Source organism: Pseudomonas helvetica, from assembly GCF_039908645.1.
Classification (GTDB): domain Bacteria; phylum Pseudomonadota; class Gammaproteobacteria; order Pseudomonadales; family Pseudomonadaceae; genus Aquipseudomonas; species Aquipseudomonas helvetica.
In genome coordinates this window covers 2,118,964-2,137,676 of the sequence record NZ_CP150917.1, presented here as the reverse complement: position 1 = coordinate 2,137,676, position 18,713 = coordinate 2,118,964, and the positions used below count along the sequence as shown (strand labels likewise).

Here is an 18,713-nt window from a genome sequence, read left to right as displayed (position 1 = left end):
GCGCTCGAACGATCTTTCAAAAAGCTAAATCGCAGACAAAGAAAAGCCCGGCCTAAGCCGGGCTTTTCCGAACTACCAGGCTAATTACTTAGCGGTAGCTTCAACCTGCGCTTCTACGCGACGGTTTGCAGCGCGGCCAGCTTCAGTGCTGTTGTCAGCAATTGGGCGGGACTTGCCATAACCAACCGAGTGAACGCGGTTAGCTTCAACGCCGTCTTTGACCAGAACTTGCTTAACAGCGTCAGCACGACGCTGGGACAGCTTCTGGTTGTAAGCGTCAGGACCGACGTTGTCGGTGTGACCTTCAACTACGGTGGTGGTGTTCGGGTACTGCTTCATGAAGTCAGCCAGGTTCTTCACGTCGCCGTAGCTGTTTGGCTTAACAACAGCCTTGTTGAAGTCGAATTTCACGTCCAGTTGAACGCGAACAACTTCAGCAACTGGAGCTTCTGCAACTGGCTCTGGAGCCGGTGCCGGAGCTACTGGAGCTGGAGCAACTTTGCCGCCAGTGCCGCCGAAGTTAACACCCAGGCCGATCAGAGCCTGGTAGTCCCAACGACCGTTGTCCAGCTTGTAGTCGGCTTCAACGCCAGCACGAGCGTACAGGTTGTCGGTCATGTACCACTTGGCGCCAGCGCCAGTGGTCAGGTAGGTGGACTTGTCACGACCAGTGTGACCGTCAGCAGCGACGTTGGTCATGCTGCCGTGGGATACACCGCCTTCAACGTAAGGACGGATAGCGTCGCCTACGGTACCGAAGTGGTACTGGGATTTCAGACCGAAGTGATCGCCTTTGATCCGCTGGTTGCCAGTATCGGTGTCCGAACGGGTGTATTCGTCTTTGCGATAGGTCGCGTTCACAGACACGTCATCGGTCAGGAAGTAGCCGATCGAGACGCCAGGAGTGCGGCCGTTCTCGTAGGAATCGACGCTGTGGTTCCAGGTTTTGCCCCAGAATGCTTCCCCTTCGACCGCGCCTTGGCCTTGTGCCAGAGCGCCGAACGAAGTAGCGGCAATAAGAGAACCAATGGCCAAGCCCAAGGTGTTTTTCAGTTTCATCCGTTAAATCCCCATCTGGTGATTGTAAAGCAGTCCCGCAAACCGGGGGACAACTCGGCGGCAAGTCTATCAGAACTTGCCTACACGTAAGAAATATTTGCGCTGAACTAAGTTTCAGCGATGCCCGCAAATTTCTCACGCAATTTGTCAAGAGCGCGTTTGTACCGCATTTTCGTTGCACTCAAACCCATGTGCATGATGTCCGCGATCTCCTGAAACTCCAACTCTGCGACAAATCGTAGCACTAGAATTTCTCGGTCAATCGGGTTCACATACACTAACCAGCGATCAAGTCCACCCTTTTCCTCAGGTTTCGGCGCCTTCTCTTCAGACGCTTCCTCAAGGGGGTCCAGACTCAAAGCATCCATCAAGCGACGCTTACGCCGTTCCTTCCGATACTGAGTGATGCATTCGTTGTACGTGATGCTGTAGAGCCACGTTTTGAACTTCGATTTACCCTCGAAGTTCTTCAGACCGTACAACACCTTCAACATCACTTCCTGACAGACATCATCTGCATCACGATCGTTCCCAAGATACCGTGCACAAACGTTAAATAATGTTCTCTGATAACGCCGCATCAGCTCTTCGTAGGCGCGCGTCACGTGAAACAGCTCCGTGTGCGAGCGCGCGACCAACTCCTCATCAGAGAGCTCGCGGGGGTCGTAGCGCATGGATAGCGATTGGGCTTTATTCAAAACAAGTCGGGCCGACAGTCAGGTCAATGTCCGCCGCAGCCCATCGTATCGGGCATTTTGCGGCGGCATACATTAGCAGGGTTTGCCGGGTTAGCGGCTACTAACATGCTGTTCCAGGAGGATCCGATTGGAAAGTGAGACTAGCTCACCCTCATCGGTCAGCAATGTAGTTTTAACCGTGCCGATCTCTTCGATCTGACCTTCGACCTCACCAACACGCACTTGTTGCCCAACCTGATACAACTCACGCACATAGATTCCAGCAAGAATCTGACCGGCGATATCCCGGCTTCCCAACCCCATGGCCAAGGCAACTGCCAGACCAACGGTAATCAAGACAATCACGATCACATGGTTCAGCAGGTCTGTTTTGACCTCAAGCTGACTGATCGCAACCGAAATACTGATGATGATCACCAGGCCCTGAGCGATACGTCCAAGGCCCGATGCGTAATCCAGCCCTACGCCTTCTGCGGCGCCACGCACCAGCCCGTTGGCCAATTGAGCGAGCAATACGCCCACCAGCAACACCAGCGCGGCACCAAATACTTTCGGTAAATACAGTGCCAGCATGTCGAGCGTAGCCGAAACTCGCTCCAAGCCAAGGGATTCTGCAGCAGAAACCAGAAAAATCAGCAAAACGAACCAATAAACGATCTTGCCGATCAGCGTAGAAATCGGCACCCGCAGCCCTGCGCGGGACAGCAGCTTGGTCAAGCCGGTACCGCCCATCAAGCGATCCAGGCCCAGTTTTGCAAGCAATTTCGAGAGCAGGGTGTCGAGCAGCTTGGCCACGACAAACCCCAGCAGAAGCACTACCAGTGCGCCGAACAGGTTCGGAATGAAGTTCGCTACCTTGGTCCACAACGCGGTCATTGCCGTGACGAGGCTCTGAGTCCAGAGATCAAGTTCCATATTCAATCAGCCTTATCAGCAGTGCGGGCAGCAGGTTTATGACGGGAAACCGGCATGACATGGGCCGATCCGTTATTCAGGGCGATCATCAGCGCGGGCAGCCAGCGGCCCAGCAGACTGAACAGATCACCGGCACCAACCTGGCGGTTGGCGGTTTTCAGCACACGCCCCAGACAGGCATCGTCGTCACGGGTGGACGGTGATGCCTTGAGCATGTCGCGCAAGGACTGTTCAAACGGATCGTGCATACGCACCTCTCGTGATATCTGTGAAAGACGCGATCAAAATTCTTCGGGTCACATGGTTCTCCCTCATACCCAGCGCAAACGCCGGAACAACCACCACTGCCCCACCCCTACTGTCACCATCATCAGGCAGGCAATCACGAAGCCATAAGGGTTCCCGGAAAAAGGAATTCCGCCGACGTTTATCCCGAGCAAACCGGTCAGAAAACTCATCGGTAAAAAGATCCCGGTGATGATCCCGAAGCGGTACATGATGCGATTCATGTGCACGTTCAAACGCCGGTCTTCAGTCTCAAGCACCAGCCCCACGCGCTCCCGGGTCAATTCCAGCTCTTCCAGGTAACGCGTCAGGCTGTTGTTCAATTCGTTCCAGTAGTCGCCGTCATCGTCGACAAACCATGGCAGTTTTATCCGCGTCAGTTGGCCGAAGATATCCCGCTGCGGAGCAAGGAAGCGCTTCAGTCCGGCCGCTCGCCGACGGATCTGCACAATGGCGCCATGCTCCGGAGTATACCGTTCGTCGGCATCCAGCTTTTCTTCTTCGTCATCGACGATTTCGGAGAGATCGCTGACCAGATCCTGCACTTTATGGGTGAGGTACTGAGCCATATAAAGGACCAGTTCGGAGGTGGTTTTCGGCCCCTTGCCCTCAGTCAGTTGCACCAGCAACTCATCGGTGGCGCGCAACGGGCGTAAACGCAGGGAAATGACCCGCTGAGCAGAGGCGAAGATCCGCACCGACACCATGTCTTCAGGCTCGGCACCCGGGTTGAGGTTGATTCCGCGCAGAAACAGCAACAACTCGGAGTCCGGCAGCGCCAACAGGCGCGGCCGGGTGTTCTCTTCGAGGAGCAGGTCACAGCTGAACTCACTCAGACCGCTGGATTTACGCAACCAGGTCTGAGTTTGCGGGTGACTACGGTCCCAATGCAGCCAAAGGCTTTCATGAGGTTGCAGTTGCAGGTCATCCAGTTCAGTCCGGGCAAGCCAACGCGCACCACCTTTACCATCCAGCACCAGGGCATGCACCAGCCCCCACTGCGCGTTTTCTTCCTCGAACATCCTCACCCCTGGCTTGAATCGGCTGTTTATTCTGGCATCTTCAGCGGACTGGGCGAGACGATCACGCCGTTATTGTCCGCGTAAATGTATTCACCCGGACGGAAAGTCACGCCGGCGAAGGTTACCGCAATGTTCAGTTCACCAACGCCACGCCTGTCGGTTTTCATCGGGTGACTGGCCAGCGCCTGCACGCCCAGGTCGGTTTGCGCGATAACGTCGACATCACGGATGCAGCCGTAGATAACCAGCCCTTCCCAGCCGTTTTTCACGGCTTTCTCGGCGATCATGTCGCCCAGCAATGCGCGGCGCAGCGAACCACCGCCATCAACCACCAGCACCTTGCCATTCCCTTTGTGCTCGACCTGCTCCTTGACCAGCGAGTTGTCTTCGAAGCACTTGATGGTAACGATTTCGCCGCCAAAGGAGTCACGGCCACCAAAATTGCTGAACATCGGCTCAAGCACCTGCACCAGTTCCGGGTAGGCATCACACAGGTCGGGAGTAAGGTAATGGTTCATCGAGAAACTCCTGTAAGAGAAAGAACAGATCGTGGGCTGTCGAAAATCGCAGGGGTTACGGTATTGAACGTGTATTCGCCACGGTTAAACATCGATCCCGACGCGATCACCCTTGTAAGCCACCTTCAGCATACTCAAGCCAGGGCACTGTGCCTGTACCGGCACGCCGCTGGGCAACTGAAACTCGATACCGTGGCGCTGACAACGCAGGATATTTCCCGACAATGTCGCGCTGCCGAGCGGCGAGCCTTGGTGCGGGCAGCTGTCTATCAGCAACAACGGCTGATTATCCAGCACCAACAGCAGCAGGCTACGCCCTTCAACCTGGAACGTCCGCCGATAACCTTCATTCAGATTGATCAGACGCTCAAGTGGTACGAACATAAGGTCGACTCAACAACCGTTTGTGACCAGAACAGCTCAATGCGTCATATCTTAGCCGTTCGCTGATCGGAGTGAAACGCTCTTGTCAGAGCATTCGTACTCAGACTGCTGTCGCCAAACTCGGCTTGTCAGCCAACAACGGCGCCTGCGGATCTGTCAGCCAGCGCTGCACCAACGGCCAGACTTCGGCCTGAGCAGCTTTGCTGACAAGCATTTCAACATGCCCGAAATTATCCGAAAAACCCTGCTCGCGCCCCAGGCAGACGAACTGCTTGTGCTCGGAACCGATCTGATCGAACAGCTTGCGGCACGCCCAATCCGGGTCCTGATGATCGCTGGTCGCGCTGACGCCCAGGACCGGCACCTGAACCTCCGCCAGCCCGGCCCACCAGTCTTTCTCGGCATCGCCAAAGCGTCCGAACAGGCCATACCAGCGCATGCCCTCCAGGGCCAGGCCTATCGGCTCGTCCTCCGGACCACGCTTGAGGCGAGAGCCCGAAATTTGCGCGAAACGCTTCAGGATGAACCGCCCGCTCCACTCCACCGGGGGAATTTTCAACGGCCAATAGGTGCGACTGACCTGCGTACCAAAAAATGCCGCAGAGGCCACGGCAGGCTCACCCAGGTACTGACCACCCAGCGCTGCCGCCAGAGTGATGCCGCCCAGTGAATGACCAATCCAGTGCGGAACCTGAGCGCTTTGCTCACGAACGAACGCAGCAATCGCCGGCAGATCGTAACGGGCATAGTCGGCAACGCGGTTCTTTCGATAGTTCTGGTTGCGCTGGGACAAGCCGTGACCGCGCATTTCCGGTATCCACACATCAAAGCCGGCACGCGCCAGATAGGCGCCCAGACCAAGGCCTTTGGGGGAAAACCAGAAACGCCGATTGGAAAAGCTGCCATGCAGCAAAATCACCGGAACGCCACGCACGGCGGGCTCATCGGCCATACCCAGGCGGGTAACCGCCAGTTCTACGGTGCCGTCCGGGCTGTTGCCGGGTTTCAAACGATAGACGTCCTCGCTCAGATCGCCGCGACGCTCGGCGCTGATCAAGGCGACAGGAAACAGGTTGCTGCTGCTTTGCATAATGCTCTTGCACAAAAAAGGGCGGCGTCCACCGGAGCCCGCCCTACTTGAATCTTAAAGCCCGTGTCAGCAGTGTAGCCGACCCGGGCTTCATTCACGGATCAGACCTCAGCCTGACCTTCAGCCAGGAAGAACCAGGTTTCCAGTACGGAATCGGGGTTCAACGAAACGCTTTCGATACCCTGTTCCATCAGCCACTTGGCCAGGTCTGGGTGGTCGGAAGGGCCCTGGCCGCAAATACCGATGTATTTGCCGGCCTTGTTACAGGCCTGAATCGCGTTGGACAGCAGCTTCTTGACCGCTGGATTACGCTCGTCGAACAGATGCGCGATGATCCCGGAGTCGCGGTCCAGGCCCAGGGTCAGCTGGGTCAGGTCGTTGGAGCCGATGGAGAAACCGTCGAAGAACTCGAGGAACTCTTCAGCAAGGATCGCGTTGGACGGCAGTTCGCACATCATGATGACGCGCAGACCGTTTTCGCCACGGGCCAGGCCGTTTTCGGCCAACAGCTCCACAACCTGGCTGGCTTCGCCCAGGGTACGGACGAACGGCACCATGATTTCGACGTTGGTCAGGCCCATCTCGTTGCGCACGCGCTTCAGCGCACGGCATTCGAGTTCGAAGCAGTCACGGAACGACTCGCTGATGTAACGCGAAGCGCCACGGAAGCCCAGCATCGGGTTTTCTTCTTCCGGCTCGTAGAGCTTGCCGCCGATCAGGTTGGCGTATTCGTTGGACTTGAAGTCCGACAGACGCACGATGACCTTTTTCGGCCAGAACGCGGCAGCCAGAGTGCTGATGCCCTCGACCAGTTTCTCGACGTAGAAGCCGACCGGATCGTTGTATCCGGCAATGCGCTTGTCGACGCTTTCCTTGATTTCCAACGGCAGGCCGTCGTAGTTCAGCAGTGCTTTAGGGTGCACGCCGATCATGCGGTTGATGATGAACTCCAGACGGGCCAGGCCCACACCGGCGTTCGGCAACTGCGCGAAATCGAAGGCGCGATCCGGGTTACCGACGTTCATCATGATTTTGAACGGCAGTTCCGGCATGGCGTCGACGGAGTTTTTCTTGATGTCGAAGCCCAGCTCGCCTTCGAAGATGAAGCCGGTGTCGCCTTCAGCGCAGGAAACGGTCACGCCCTGGCCGTCTTTCAACAGTTCGGTGGCGTTACCGCAACCCACGACGGCCGGGATCCCCAGCTCACGCGCAATAATCGCCGCGTGGCAGGTACGGCCGCCACGATTGGTGACGATGGCGCTGGCGCGCTTCATGACCGGTTCCCAATCCGGGTCGGTCATGTCGGAAACCAGAACGTCGCCCGGCTGGACTTTGTCCATCTCGGAAACGTCTTTGATGATGCGCACTTTACCGGCGCCGATGCGCTGGCCGATGGCGCGACCTTCCACCAGCACGGTGCCGGTTTCTTTCAGCAGGTAACGTTCCATGACGTTGGCGTGGGTACGGCTTTTCACGGTTTCAGGGCGAGCCTGAACGATGTACAGCTTGCCGTCGTCACCGTCTTTGGCCCATTCGATGTCCATCGGGCACTTGTAGTGCTTCTCGATGATCATCGCCTGCTTGGCCAGTTCACTGACTTCAGCATCGGTCAGGCAGAAACGTGCGCGCTCGGCCTTGTCGACATCGACCGTCTTGACCGAACGACCAGCCTTGGCTTCGTCGCCGTAGATCATCTTGATGGCTTTGCTGCCCAGGTTACGGCGCAGGATCGCTGGACGCCCGGCTGCCAGCGTGCCTTTGTGGACGTAGAACTCATCCGGGTTCACCGCGCCTTGTACGACGGTTTCGCCCAGGCCGTAGGCGCCGGTGATAAACACTACGTCACGGAAGCCGGATTCGGTATCGAGGGTGAACATTACGCCGGCAGTACCGGTTTCCGAACGGACCATGCGCTGTACGCCGGCCGACAGGGCAACCAGCTTATGGTCGAAGCCCTGGTGTACGCGGTAGGAAATGGCACGGTCGTTGAACAGGGAAGCAAATACTTCCTTGGCAGCGCGAATGACGTTTTCGACGCCGCGGATGTTCAGGAAGGTTTCCTGCTGACCGGCGAAGGAAGCGTCCGGCAAGTCTTCGGCCGTTGCCGAAGAGCGCACGGCCACGGCCATGTCCGGGTTACCGGCCGACAGCGTGGCGAACGCGGTGCGGATTTCGGCGTTGAGCTTCTCCGGGAACTCGGCTTCCATGATCCATTGACGGATTTGCGCACCGGTTTTCGCCAGGGCGTTCACGTCGTCGACGTCCAGCGCGTCGAGGGCTGCGTGGATCTGGTCGTTCAAACCACTTAATTCGAGAAAATCACGATAAGCCTGAGCCGTCGTGGCGAAGCCACCCGGGACCGATACACCGGCACCTGCAAGATTACTGATCATCTCGCCCAGGGATGCGTTCTTGCCCCCCACATGCTCTACATCCTGGACGCCGAGCTTATCGAGGGAAACTACGTACTCTACCAAGGTGATCTCTCCACTAACTGTGTTGGAAAAGCTCAGGGCGCTGGCAGCTCATCAGGAGCATTTGCCAGCAATATGGCCTGGACCTGGAAAATAAGTGAGAATGCGGGCCAATCCAGGCCGACAAACCGCGCCTATCATATCCAAGAATCGTCACCAGCTTAAGGCCCAAGGCGCAAATGAAACGATCTGCTTTCTTTATCTCCGATGGCACGGGCATTACAGCCGAAACCCTGGGTCAAAGCCTGTTGGCGCAGTTCGAAAACATTACCTTCAGCAAAGTCATACGACCGTACATCGACAACGTGGACAAAGCGCGGGCCATGGTACAACAAATCAATATGGCCGCCGAAAAGGACGGATTTCGTCCGATCATCTTCGACACGATCGTCAACCAGGATATTCGTGAGATCCTCGCGACCTCCAATGGTTTCATGATCGACATTTTCTCGACCTTCCTCGCACCGCTCGAGCAGGAGTTGAGCGAGCACTCGTCGTATTCGGTCGGCAAGTCCCACTCCATTGGCCACAACTCCAATTACATGGAGCGTATCGAGGCAGTGAACTTCGCCCTCGACAACGACGACGGCGCCCGCACCCACTATTACGACAAGGCCGACCTGATCCTGGTCGGTGTGTCACGCTGCGGCAAAACCCCGACCTGCCTGTACATGGCCATGCAATTCGGCATTCGCGCGGCCAACTACCCGCTGACCGAAGACGACATGGAGCGCCTGCAACTGCCATCGGCGTTGCGCGCCCACAAGCACAAGCTGTTTGGCCTGACCATCGATCCGGACCGTCTCACCGCGATCCGCAACGAACGCAAGCCCAATAGCCGCTACTCGAGCTACGCCCAGTGCGAGTTCGAAGTGCGTGAAGTCGAAAACCTGTTCCGCCGCGAGAACATCGCACACATCAACTCCACGCATTTTTCCGTGGAAGAGATTTCGGCGAAGATCCTGGTGGAAAAAGGCGTCGAGCGGCGCTTCAAGTAGGAGCTGCCGCGGGTTCGGCTTCAGATCACGAAGAGATCCATGAAACGGTTAACCGGCGTAGCCTCGAGTTTTGCCTGATCCTGGCACAAGGCAAAGATCTGCGCCGACCGTTGCGCAGTGAAGCGCGTCGCCAGATTGGCCTTGAACTTGTCCTCCAGCAAGGGAATGCCCTCGGCGCGGCGACGACGATGACCAATCGGGTATTCGACCACCACTTGTCCGGTGCTTGAGCCGTCCTTGAAGAACACTTGCAAGGCGTTGGCGATAGAGCGCTTGTCAGCCTCCAGGTACTCGCGGGTGTAGCGCGGCTCTTCGACAATGACCATCTTCTCGCGCAACTCGTCGATGATCGGGTGCGCCGCGTGAAACTGGTCTTCGTACTGTTCAGCCACTAGAGTGCCGAAGGCCAGCGGCACGGCGGTCATGTACTGGATGCAGTGGTCACGATCCGCAGCATTGGCCAGTTGGCCGACCTTGGAAATGATACGAATCGCCGACTCGTGAGTGGTGATAACGATCTTGTCGATTTCATCCAGACGATTGCTCACCTGTGGGTGCAGGATCACCGCCGCTTCGCAAGCGGTTTGCGCGTGAAACTCGGCCGGGAAACTGATCTTGAACAGCACGTTTTCCATCACGTAAGTGCCGTACTTCTGCGAGAGGCTGAACGTACGTTTATCGGCGGGCTTGAGCGCCAGGTCCTTGTTGGTGTGGCTGAACAGCACGTCGTAGAAACCCCATTGCGGCGCGGTCAATACACCCGGAATGCCCATCTCGCCACGCATGGCGATGTCCGCCAATCGCACGCCACGACTGGAGGCGTCGCCCGCCGCCCAGGACTTGCGCGAACCAGCGTTCGGCGCGTGACGGTAAGTGCGCAGTGCCTGACCATCGACAAACGCGTGGGACAGCGCCGCCAACAGTTGCTCGCGATTGGCACCCATCAGTTTCGCGGTCACCGCCGTCGAGGCGACTTTGACCAGCAGCACATGGTCCAGGCCAACCCGGTTGAAGGAGTTCTCCAGGGCAATCACACCCTGAACCTCGTGGGCCATGATCATCGCGTCCAGCACCGCTCGCATGGTCAGCGGCGCATCGCCATTGGCCACGCGTTTTTGCGACAGGTGGTCGGCAACCGCGAGGATCCCGCCGAGGTTATCGGACGGATGGCCCCACTCGGCAGCCAGCCAGGTGTCGTTGTAATCGAGCCAGCGGACGATACAGCCGATGTCCCACGCCGCTTTTACCGGGTCGAGACGAAAATGGGTGCCGGGAACACGTGCGCCAAAGGGCACGACCGTGCCTTCAACGATAGGGCCCAGGTGTTTGGTGCATTCGGGAAAGCGCAGGGCCAGCAGGCCGCAACCGAGGGTGTCCATCAGGCAATTGCGGGCGGTGTCCAGCGCCTCTTTGGACTCGATCTTGAAATTGAGAACGTAATCGGCAATGTCCTGCAGGACCTTGTCGTAGTCGGGACGAATGTTCAGGTCGACGTTGGCGCTCATGTTTGGTTTCCTCCGCAAATGGACGGACCTGCGACGCGCTCCGTAGCAGCTGGCGAAGCCTGCTGCTACGGAGACTGCGTTCACCCTGCTGTTTCAGCTCCCCCTCAGAAAGAATCGCCCGGCACGCGCACCCAGCCTTCCATCAATACTCGCGCACTGCGGCTCATGATGGCTTTGGTCACGGTCCATTCGCCATCGACCTGTTGGGCTTCGGCGCCCACGCGCAAGGTGCCGGACGGATGCCCGAAGCGCACCGCGTTGCGAGGAATACCGCCCGCGGCGAGGTTGACCAGCGTGCCGTCAATCGCTGCCGCGGTGCCAATCGCTACGGCAGCCGTGCCCATCATCGCGTGGTGCAACTTGCCCATGGACAGTGCCCGAACTAACAGGTCGACATCGCCTGCCGCCACCGGCTTACCGCTGGAAGCGAGGTAATCGGCAGGCCGTGCGACGAACGCCACCTTGGGGGTGTGCTGACGCTTGGCGGCGTCTTCAAGATTCTGGATCAGCCCCATGCGCAGCGCGCCATACGCACGAATGGTCTCGAACATCGCCAGCGCTTTCGGGTCGCCGTTGATATCGCCCTGCAACTCGGTGCCGGTGTAGCCGATGGCTTCGGCGTTAACGAAGATGGTCGGAATGCCGGCGTTGATCATGGTCACTTTGAGCGTGCCGACACCAGGCACTTCCAGGTCATCGACCAGGTTGCCGGTCGGGAACATCGAGCCGCCTGCGCCCTCTTCCTCGGCCGCAGGGTTCATGAATTCGAGCTGCACCTCAGCGGCCGGAAAGGTCACGCCATCGAGTTCGAAATCACCGGTTTCCTGCACCGCGCCGTCAGTGATCGGCACGTGGGCGATGATGGTCTTGCCGATATTCGCCTGCCAGATGCGCACCACCGCGATACCGTTACGTGGAACGCGACTGGCCTCGACCAGACCGCTGCTGATGGCGAACGAACCGACCGCCGCCGAGAGGTTGCCGCAGTTACCGCTCCAGTCGACAAAAGGCTTGTCGATGGAGACCTGACCGAACAGGTAATCGACATCGTGATCGGCCTTGATGCTCTTGGACACGATCACCGTTTTGCTGGTGCTGGAGGTCGCCCCGCCCATACCGTCGATTTGCTTTTCATACGGGTCAGGGCTGCCGATCACTCGCAACAACAGCGCATCGCGGGACGGGCCCGGAACCTGTGCCGATTCAGGCAGGTCTTGCAGGCTGAAGAACACGCCTTTGCTGGTGCCACCGCGCATGTAGGTGGCGGGAATCTTGATCTGGGATACGTGGACCATAATGTTCCTTATGCGCCGGAGCAGGACGTCACCGCCCTGCCCCGGCAAGTCGCGTTAGACAGCAACAGCCGATTCAAGGAAGTCCTGGGCGAAACGCTGCAACACGCCGCCGGCTTCATAGATCGAGACTTCTTCAGCCGTGTCGAGACGGCAGGTCACCGGCACCGACACCTGCTCACCGTTCTTGCGGGTAATAACCAGGGTCAGCGTGGCACGCGGCGTGCGCTCGCCGATCACATCGAAAGTTTCAGTGCCGTCGATGCCCAGCGTCTTGCGGTCGGTGCCCGGCTTGAACTCCAGCGGCAACACGCCCATGCCCACCAGGTTGGTGCGGTGGATGCGCTCGAAACCTTCGGCAGCGATGGCTTCGACACCGGCCAGACGCACACCCTTGGCCGCCCAGTCGCGGGACGAACCCTGACCGTAGTCGGCGCCGGCGATGATGATCAGCGGCTGCTTGCGCTCCATGTAGGTTTCGATGGCTTCCCACATGCGCATGACCTGGCCTTCCGGCTCGACACGCGCCAGCGAACCCTGCTTGACCTTGCCATTTTCCTGAACCATTTCGTTGAACAGTTTCGGGTTGGCGAACGTCGCGCGTTGCGCAGTCAAGTGGTCACCGCGGTGTGTCGCGTAGGAGTTGAAGTCCTCTTCCGGCAAGCCCATTTTCGCCAGGTATTCGCCAGCGGCGCTGTCGAGCATGATGGCGTTGGACGGCGACAGGTGATCGGTGGTGATGTTGTCCGGCAGCACCGCCAGCGGGCGCATGCCCTTGAGCGGACGCGCCCCGGCCAGTGCGCCTTCCCAGTACGGTGGACGACGGATGTAGGTGCTCATCTCGCGCCAGTCGTACAACGGTTTGACTTTCGGGCCGGTGTCTTCGTGGATGGCGAACATCGGGATGTAGACCTGACGGAACTGCTCCGGCTTGACCGATGCCTTGACCACTGCGTCGATCTCTTCGTCGCTCGGCCAGATGTCCTTCAGGCGGATTTCCTTGCCGTCAGCCGTCAGGCCCAACACGTCTTTTTCGATGTCGAAACGGATGGTCCCGGCAATCGCGTACGCCACTACGAGCGGCGGCGACGCAAGGAACGCCTGTTTGGCGTACGGGTGAATCCGGCCATCGAAGTTGCGGTTACCCGACAACACAGCAGTGGCGTACAGGTCGCGGTCGATGATCTCTTGCTGGATCACCGGGTCCAGCGCACCGGACATGCCGTTGCAGGTGGTGCAGGCGAATGCCACCACGCCGAAACCAAGCTGCTCCAGTTCAGAAGTCAGGCCGGCTTCATCGAGGTACAACGCCACGGTTTTCGAACCCGGCGCGAGGGACGATTTGACCCACGGCTTGCGGGTCAACCCGAGCTTATTGGCATTGCGTGCCAACAGGCCTGCAGCGATGACGTTGCGCGGGTTGCTGGTGTTGGTGCAACTGGTGATGGCGGCAATGATCACCGCGCCGTCCGGCATTTGGCCGGGCACATCGTCCCACTGGCCGGAGATGCCCTGGGCCGCGAGATCAGACGTAGCGACACGGGCGTGAGGATTGCTCGGCCCCGCCATGTTGCGCACCACCGAAGACAGGTCGAAGGTCAAGCCGCGCTCGTATTGCGCGCCCTTCAGGCTATCGGCCCACAGGCCTGTGGTCTTGGCGTAATTTTCGACCAACTGCACCTGCTCGTCTTCGCGGCCGGTTAGTTTCAGGTAGTCGATGGTCTGCTGGTCGATGTAGAACATCGCCGCGGTGGCGCCGTATTCCGGAGCCATGTTGGAAATGGTTGCACGGTCGCCGAGGGTCAGCGCGGAGGCGCCTTCACCGAAGAACTCCAGCCAGGCTCCAACGACTTTTTGCTTGCGCAGGAACTCAGTCAGCGCCAGCACCATGTCGGTGGCAGTGATGCCTGGTTGCAGCTTGCCGGTGAGTTCAACGCCAACGCTTTCCGGCAGACGCATCCAGGAGGCACGGCCGAGCATCACACTTTCCGCTTCCAGACCGCCAACACCGATGGCGATCACGCCCAGGGCATCGACGTGCGGGGTGTGGCTGTCGGTGCCGACGCAGGTATCCGGAAAGGCCACGCCGTCACGTACCTGGATCACCGGCGACATTTTCTCCAGGTTGATCTGGTGCATGATGCCGTTGCCTGGCGGGATCACGTCGACGTTCTTGAAAGCCTTCTTGGTCCAGTTGATAAAGTGAAAACGGTCTTCATTACGACGGTCTTCGATGGCGCGGTTCTTTTCGAACGCTTCCGGATCGAAGCCACCGCGCTCGACGGCCAGGGAGTGGTCGACGATCAATTGCGTCGGTACCACCGGGTTCACTTGCGCGGGATCACCACCTTGCAGGGCAATGGCATCACGCAGGCCAGCGAGGTCGACCAGGGCGGTCTGCCCAAGAATGTCGTGGCACACCACGCGGGCCGGGAACCATGGGAAATCGAGGTCGCGTTTGCGCTCGATGAACTGTTTCAGGGATTCGGTGAGCGTGGCCGGGTCGCAGCGGCGCACCAGGTTTTCCGCCAGTACGCGAGAGGTGTACGGCAGGGTGTCATAGGCGCCGGGCTGGATGGCCTCGACTGCCGCGCGGGTATCGAAGTAATCCAGATGGCTGCCGGGCAGCGATTTGCGGAAATCTGTGTTCATCGTCAGGACTCGGTCACGGTGATTACAAAAGGTGGGGCCTGGCGCCGGATTTGAAACCCGACCTTTGTAGGAGCCGAGCTTGCTCGCGATAGCGGTGTAACGGTTGACATCAATGTTGAGTGTCAGTCCGTCATCGCGAGCAAGCTCGGCTCCTACAAGGGTTTTAGGTTCATTCAGCAAGCAGCGCCGGCACCTACCGGTCAGCGTTGTTCGATTGGCACGAACTTGCGCTGTTCGACGCCGACGTATTCGGCGCTCGGGCGGATGATGCGGTTATTGGCACGCTGTTCGAACACATGCGCCGCCCAGCCGGTCAGGCGCGAGCAGACGAAAATCGGCGTGAACAGCTTGGTCGGAATGCCCATGAAGTGGTACGCCGAGGCATGGTAGAAGTCCGCGTTGGGAAACAGTTTCTTCTGCTCCCACATGGTCTTGTCGATGGCTTCGGAAACCGGGAACAACACGGTGTCGCCGACTTCGTCAGAGAGCTTTTTCGACCAGCCCTTGATCACTTCATTACGCGGATCGTTGTCTTTGTAGATCGCATGACCAAAACCCATGATCTTGTCTTTGCGCGCAAGCATGTCGAGGGTGCCTTTGATCGCCTCTTGCGGCGACGCGAAGCGCTCGATCATTTCCATCGCCGCTTCGTTGGCGCCGCCATGCAGCGGGCCGCGCAGGGAACCGATGGCCGCGGTAACGCAGGAGAACAGGTCGGACAAGGTCGATGCGCACACGCGGGCGGTGAAGGTCGATGCGTTGAACTCGTGTTCCGCATAAAGGATCAGCGAAACGTTCATCACCTTGACGTGCAGCTCGCTCGGCTTCTTGTCGTGCAACAGGTGCAGGAAGTGCCCGCCAATCGACTCTTCATCGGTCACGCAGTTGATGCGTTTGCCGTCATGGCTGAAGCGATACCAGTAGCACATGATCGCCGGGAACGCGGCCAGCAGCCGGTCGGTTTTGTCATGTTGCTCGGAGAAGTCATGCTCCGGCTCAAGGTTGCCGAGGAACGAGCAACCGGTGCGCATCACGTCCATCGGGTGGGCGTCGGCCGGGATGCGTTCGAGCACTTCCTTCAGGGTTTGCGGCAGGTCACGCAGCTTGCTCAGTTTGTTGATGTAGGCGGCCAGTTGCGCCTTGTTCGGCAGTTCGCCGTACAACAGCATGTACGCCACTTCTTCAAAATGCGCCTGGGCCGCCAGTTCGCGAACGTCATAGCCGCGATAGGTCAGGCCTGCGCCCTCTTGCCCTACGGTGGACAATGCGGTTTGCCCGGCCACCTGGCCACGCAGACCGGCGCCACTCAATACTTTTGCTTCGGCCATTGCTGTCTCCAATCTTGAATTTGTTAGGGAATCTGCAACATCTAAACGATGAATCGAGTATTGCCGATCAACCCTTTTTCTGGGCAAACAACGCATCGAGCTTCTGCTCGAAGGTGTGGTAATCGATGCGATCGTAAAGCTCCATGCGGGTCTGCATGGTGTCGATGACGTTCTGTTGCGTACCGTCGCGACGGATCGCGGTGTAGACGTTTTCCGCTGCTTTGTTCATCGCGCGAAAGGCCGACAGCGGGTACAGCACCAGCGACACATCGGCGGCTTTCAGCTGTTCGGTGGTGTACAGCGGCGTGGCGCCGAACTCGGTGATGTTGGCCAGGATTGGCGCTTTGACGCGGCTGGCGAACAGCTTGTACATGTCCAGTTCGGTGATAGCTTCCGGGAACACCATGTCGGCGCCGGCTTCGATGCACGCCGCGGCGCGATCCAGTGCCGACTCCAGACCTTCCACCGCCAGGGCGTCGGTGCGGGCCATGATCACGAAGCTGTCATCGGTGCGCGCATCGACTGCCGCCTTGATCCGGTCGACCATTTCCTGCTGGGAAACGATCTCTTTATTCGGGCGGTGACCGCAGCGCTTGGCGCCGACCTGGTCTTCGATGTGAATCGCTGCCGCACCGAACTTGATCATCGACTTCACGGTGCGCGCGACGTTGAATGCCGAGGAACCAAAACCGGTGTCCACGTCCACCAACAGCGGCAGGTCGCAGACATCGGTGATCCGGCGTACGTCGGTCAACACGTCATCGAGCCCGGTAATCCCCAGGTCCGGCACACCGAGAGAACCGGCAGCGACCCCGCCACCGGACAGATAAATAGCCTTGAAACCGGCGCGCTTGGCCAGCAGCGCATGGTTGGCGTTGATCGTGCCGACCACTTGCAAAGGATGCTCGCTGGCAACCGCATCGCGGAAACGCTGGCCTGGTGTGCTCTTGTTCGAACTCATGACTCACCTCGTGGAGTGGCTGTCTGATGGGCTCCGTCCTGATAGTGACGGGCGATATTGCGTTTTGAAGCGCCGATGTGACGACGCATCAACAACTCGGCCAATTCACCGTCACGGTCGGCGATGGCATCGAGAATCCGGTGGTGCTCGGCAAACGCCTGGCGCGGCCGATTGGGCGTGGCGGAAAACTGGATGCGGTACATGCGCACCAGCTGATACAGCTCGCCGCAGAGCATTTGCGTCAGCGTGCGGTTGCCGCTGCCTTGAATGATTCGGTAGTGAAAGTCGAAATCGCCTTCCTGCTGGTAATAGCCGACGCCTGCCTGAAACGCCGCATCGCGCTCATGGGTTTCCAGCACCTGACGCAACTCGTCGATTTCTTCGGTGGTCATGCGCTCGGCGGCCAGACGACAGGCCATGCCTTCCAGGGACTCGCGAATTTCGTAGAGCTCAAGCAGTTCGGCGTGACTCAGTGACACCACCCTCGCCCCTACGTGCGGGACGCGGACCAGCAGGCGCTGACCTTCGAGACGATGGATCGCCTCACGCAACGGCCCACGGCTGATGCCGTAAGTGCGCGCCAGTTCAGGCTCGGAAATCTTGCTGCCCGGGGCGATCTCGCCTTTGACGATGGCCGCCTGAATGCGTCGGAAGACGTTTTCGGAAAGGGTTTCCGAATCGTCTGACGCCATCACTGGGGGATCAAGTTGATCCAGCATATTGTCGACACCTCATAAGCCAATGCGCCAAAAACTAACCAATATCGCGCAACCAGTCAAAGGAAAAAGAACTATTGTCGACAATCGTCTAATAAACGCCTTAAGTAAAACCTAAGTAAAGGACTGACCCGCGGCTGGCGCCATAAAACCACCGTGCTAGAATGCCGCCCGCATTTGTCTGTCATCTTTTTATGGCAGGCACTAGAAGGAGCTTGTGCAGCAATGCCAGTCGCCTTGAACTGAAGAACGGACGGCACCGCGCCAGGATCTATGAGACTCAAGCCCTTCACCCTGTTGATCTGTCTACTCCTCTGCCTGCCAGGTCTCGCTATCGCGGGTGAAAAGACTGTGTACGGTCTCAACGAATACGCGCAGTTGGCAGGAATCGACCTGGAAGTCGCGGCCAAACTCGACACTGGGGCCAAAACCGCCTCCCTCAGTGCCCGTGATATCAAGCGCTTCAAACGCAATGGCGAATCGTGGGTGCGCTTTTATCTGGCCATCGACACCGCCCACTCGCACCCGATCGAGCGCCCATTGGCACGCGTCAGCAAAATCAAACGCCGCGCTGGCGACTTCGATCCCGAGGAAGGCAAGCAGTACACCGCTCGCCCGGTGATCGAGCTGGATATCTGCATGGGCACGGCGTTGCGCAGCATAGAAGTGAACCTGACCGACCGAAGTGCATTCCAATTCCCGCTCTTGATCGGTTCCGAAGCCTTGAAACGCTTTGATGCGCTGGTCGACCCGAGTCTTAAATACGCTGCTGGCAAACCCGCCTGCGCCATCGACGCTCATACCGCAGAGTAATGC

General features: G+C 58.6%; 17 protein-coding genes. 2 read left to right on the top strand and 15 right to left on the bottom strand.

Annotated elements, in window-relative coordinates; genetic code table 11:
- Nucleotides 1-84 precede the first annotated feature (84 nt).
- The 9 genes from AABM55_RS09760 to ppsA form a co-directional block, all read right to left on the bottom strand.
- Nucleotides 85-1,059, bottom strand: a complete 975-nt coding sequence (locus AABM55_RS09760; protein WP_347929425.1) for an OmpA family protein — start codon at nucleotides 1,057-1,059, stop codon at nucleotides 85-87.
- Between the two features lie 107 nt (nucleotides 1,060-1,166).
- Complete coding sequence (gene sigX, locus AABM55_RS09755) at nucleotides 1,167-1,757, bottom strand: RNA polymerase sigma factor SigX (protein ID WP_075949123.1); 591 nt, start codon at nucleotides 1,755-1,757, stop codon at nucleotides 1,167-1,169.
- 90 nt (nucleotides 1,758-1,847) lie between these two features.
- A complete protein-coding gene (locus AABM55_RS09750; RefSeq protein WP_054593250.1) occupies nucleotides 1,848-2,672 on the bottom strand; it encodes a mechanosensitive ion channel domain-containing protein in 825 nt (274 codons plus the stop codon).
- Between the two features lie 2 nt (nucleotides 2,673-2,674).
- Nucleotides 2,675-2,920, bottom strand: coding sequence for a hypothetical protein (locus tag AABM55_RS09745; RefSeq protein ID WP_054593251.1), 246 nt, complete (start codon nucleotides 2,918-2,920; stop codon nucleotides 2,675-2,677).
- Between the two features lie 63 nt (nucleotides 2,921-2,983).
- The gene (locus AABM55_RS09740) at nucleotides 2,984-3,979 is read right to left on the bottom strand and encodes a zinc transporter ZntB (RefSeq protein ID WP_103315376.1); all 996 of its coding nucleotides are present in this window, start codon (nucleotides 3,977-3,979) and stop codon (nucleotides 2,984-2,986) included.
- Nucleotides 3,980-4,005: 26 nt separating this feature from the next.
- Complete coding sequence (rraA, locus tag AABM55_RS09735; RefSeq protein WP_054593253.1) at nucleotides 4,006-4,497, bottom strand: ribonuclease E activity regulator RraA; 492 nt, start codon at nucleotides 4,495-4,497, stop codon at nucleotides 4,006-4,008.
- 84 nt (nucleotides 4,498-4,581) lie between these two features.
- Nucleotides 4,582-4,881 (bottom strand): Rieske (2Fe-2S) protein, encoded by a 300-nt coding sequence (locus tag AABM55_RS09730; RefSeq protein ID WP_054593254.1) that lies wholly within the window; start codon nucleotides 4,879-4,881, stop codon nucleotides 4,582-4,584.
- A 100-nt stretch (nucleotides 4,882-4,981) separates the two neighbouring features.
- Nucleotides 4,982-5,971 carry an alpha/beta fold hydrolase gene (locus tag AABM55_RS09725; protein WP_347929424.1) on the bottom strand — a complete coding sequence of 330 codons (990 nt, stop codon included), beginning with the start codon at nucleotides 5,969-5,971 and terminating at the stop codon, nucleotides 4,982-4,984.
- 101 nt (nucleotides 5,972-6,072) lie between these two features.
- Complete coding sequence (ppsA, locus tag AABM55_RS09720) at nucleotides 6,073-8,448, bottom strand: phosphoenolpyruvate synthase (protein WP_054593256.1); 2,376 nt, start codon at nucleotides 8,446-8,448, stop codon at nucleotides 6,073-6,075.
- Between the two features lie 176 nt (nucleotides 8,449-8,624).
- Between ppsA and AABM55_RS09715 the strand changes: the two genes are divergently transcribed.
- A complete protein-coding gene (locus AABM55_RS09715) occupies nucleotides 8,625-9,443 on the top strand; it encodes a pyruvate, water dikinase regulatory protein (protein WP_054593257.1) in 819 nt (272 codons plus the stop codon).
- A gap of 20 nt (nucleotides 9,444-9,463) precedes the next feature.
- On the opposite strand, the gene prpD is transcribed toward AABM55_RS09715, so the two are convergent.
- The 6 genes from prpD to AABM55_RS09685 all read right to left on the bottom strand — a co-directional run bounded on the left by prpD (nucleotide 9,464) and on the right by AABM55_RS09685 (nucleotide 17,897).
- Nucleotides 9,464-10,948, bottom strand: a complete 1,485-nt coding sequence (prpD, locus tag AABM55_RS09710) for a 2-methylcitrate dehydratase (RefSeq protein WP_347929423.1) — start codon at nucleotides 10,946-10,948, stop codon at nucleotides 9,464-9,466.
- A gap of 104 nt (nucleotides 10,949-11,052) precedes the next feature.
- Nucleotides 11,053-12,243, bottom strand: a complete 1,191-nt coding sequence (gene prpF, locus AABM55_RS09705; RefSeq protein WP_347929422.1) for a 2-methylaconitate cis-trans isomerase PrpF — start codon at nucleotides 12,241-12,243, stop codon at nucleotides 11,053-11,055.
- A 54-nt stretch (nucleotides 12,244-12,297) separates the two neighbouring features.
- Nucleotides 12,298-14,892 carry a Fe/S-dependent 2-methylisocitrate dehydratase AcnD gene (gene acnD / locus AABM55_RS09700; RefSeq protein ID WP_145015362.1) on the bottom strand — a complete coding sequence of 865 codons (2,595 nt, stop codon included), beginning with the start codon at nucleotides 14,890-14,892 and terminating at the stop codon, nucleotides 12,298-12,300.
- 200 nt (nucleotides 14,893-15,092) lie between these two features.
- Nucleotides 15,093-16,220: a 2-methylcitrate synthase gene (gene prpC, locus AABM55_RS09695; RefSeq protein ID WP_347929421.1), complete on the bottom strand. Its 1,128-nt coding sequence runs from the start codon at nucleotides 16,218-16,220 to the stop codon at nucleotides 15,093-15,095.
- A gap of 67 nt (nucleotides 16,221-16,287) precedes the next feature.
- A complete protein-coding gene (gene prpB / locus AABM55_RS09690; protein ID WP_054593262.1) occupies nucleotides 16,288-17,181 on the bottom strand; it encodes a methylisocitrate lyase in 894 nt (297 codons plus the stop codon).
- Nucleotides 17,178-17,897, bottom strand: coding sequence for a GntR family transcriptional regulator (locus tag AABM55_RS09685; RefSeq protein WP_173859961.1), 720 nt, complete (start codon nucleotides 17,895-17,897; stop codon nucleotides 17,178-17,180). The genes prpB and AABM55_RS09685 overlap by 4 nt, the downstream gene beginning before the upstream one ends.
- A 273-nt stretch (nucleotides 17,898-18,170) precedes the next feature.
- Between AABM55_RS09685 and AABM55_RS09680 the strand changes: the two genes are divergently transcribed.
- Nucleotides 18,171-18,710 (top strand): ATP-dependent zinc protease, encoded by a 540-nt coding sequence (locus AABM55_RS09680; protein ID WP_054593263.1) that lies wholly within the window; start codon nucleotides 18,171-18,173, stop codon nucleotides 18,708-18,710.
- Nucleotides 18,711-18,713: the final 3 nt, after the last annotated feature.

Coding starts and splice junctions, on each gene's coding strand:
- AABM55_RS09760 (WP_347929425.1), bottom strand. CDS start 1,059: ATGAAACTGAAAAACACCTTGGGCTTGGCCATTGGTTCTCTTATTGCC.
- AABM55_RS09750 (WP_054593250.1), bottom strand. CDS start 2,672: ATGGAACTTGATCTCTGGACTCAGAGCCTCGTCACGGCAATGACCGCG.
- AABM55_RS09745 (WP_054593251.1), bottom strand. CDS start 2,920: ATGCACGATCCGTTTGAACAGTCCTTGCGCGACATGCTCAAGGCATCA.
- AABM55_RS09740 (WP_103315376.1), bottom strand. CDS start 3,979: ATGTTCGAGGAAGAAAACGCGCAGTGGGGGCTGGTGCATGCCCTGGTG.
- rraA (WP_054593253.1), bottom strand. CDS start 4,497: ATGAACCATTACCTTACTCCCGACCTGTGTGATGCCTACCCGGAACTG.
- AABM55_RS09730 (WP_054593254.1), bottom strand. CDS start 4,881: ATGTTCGTACCACTTGAGCGTCTGATCAATCTGAATGAAGGTTATCGG.
- AABM55_RS09725 (WP_347929424.1), bottom strand. CDS start 5,971: ATGCAAAGCAGCAGCAACCTGTTTCCTGTCGCCTTGATCAGCGCCGAG.
- AABM55_RS09715 (WP_054593257.1), top strand. CDS start 8,625: ATGAAACGATCTGCTTTCTTTATCTCCGATGGCACGGGCATTACAGCC.
- prpD (WP_347929423.1), bottom strand. CDS start 10,948: ATGAGCGCCAACGTCGACCTGAACATTCGTCCCGACTACGACAAGGTC.
- prpF (WP_347929422.1), bottom strand. CDS start 12,243: ATGGTCCACGTATCCCAGATCAAGATTCCCGCCACCTACATGCGCGGT.
- acnD (WP_145015362.1), bottom strand. CDS start 14,892: ATGAACACAGATTTCCGCAAATCGCTGCCCGGCAGCCATCTGGATTAC.
- prpC (WP_347929421.1), bottom strand. CDS start 16,220: ATGGCCGAAGCAAAAGTATTGAGTGGCGCCGGTCTGCGTGGCCAGGTG.
- prpB (WP_054593262.1), bottom strand. CDS start 17,181: ATGAGTTCGAACAAGAGCACACCAGGCCAGCGTTTCCGCGATGCGGTT.
- AABM55_RS09680 (WP_054593263.1), top strand. CDS start 18,171: ATGAGACTCAAGCCCTTCACCCTGTTGATCTGTCTACTCCTCTGCCTG.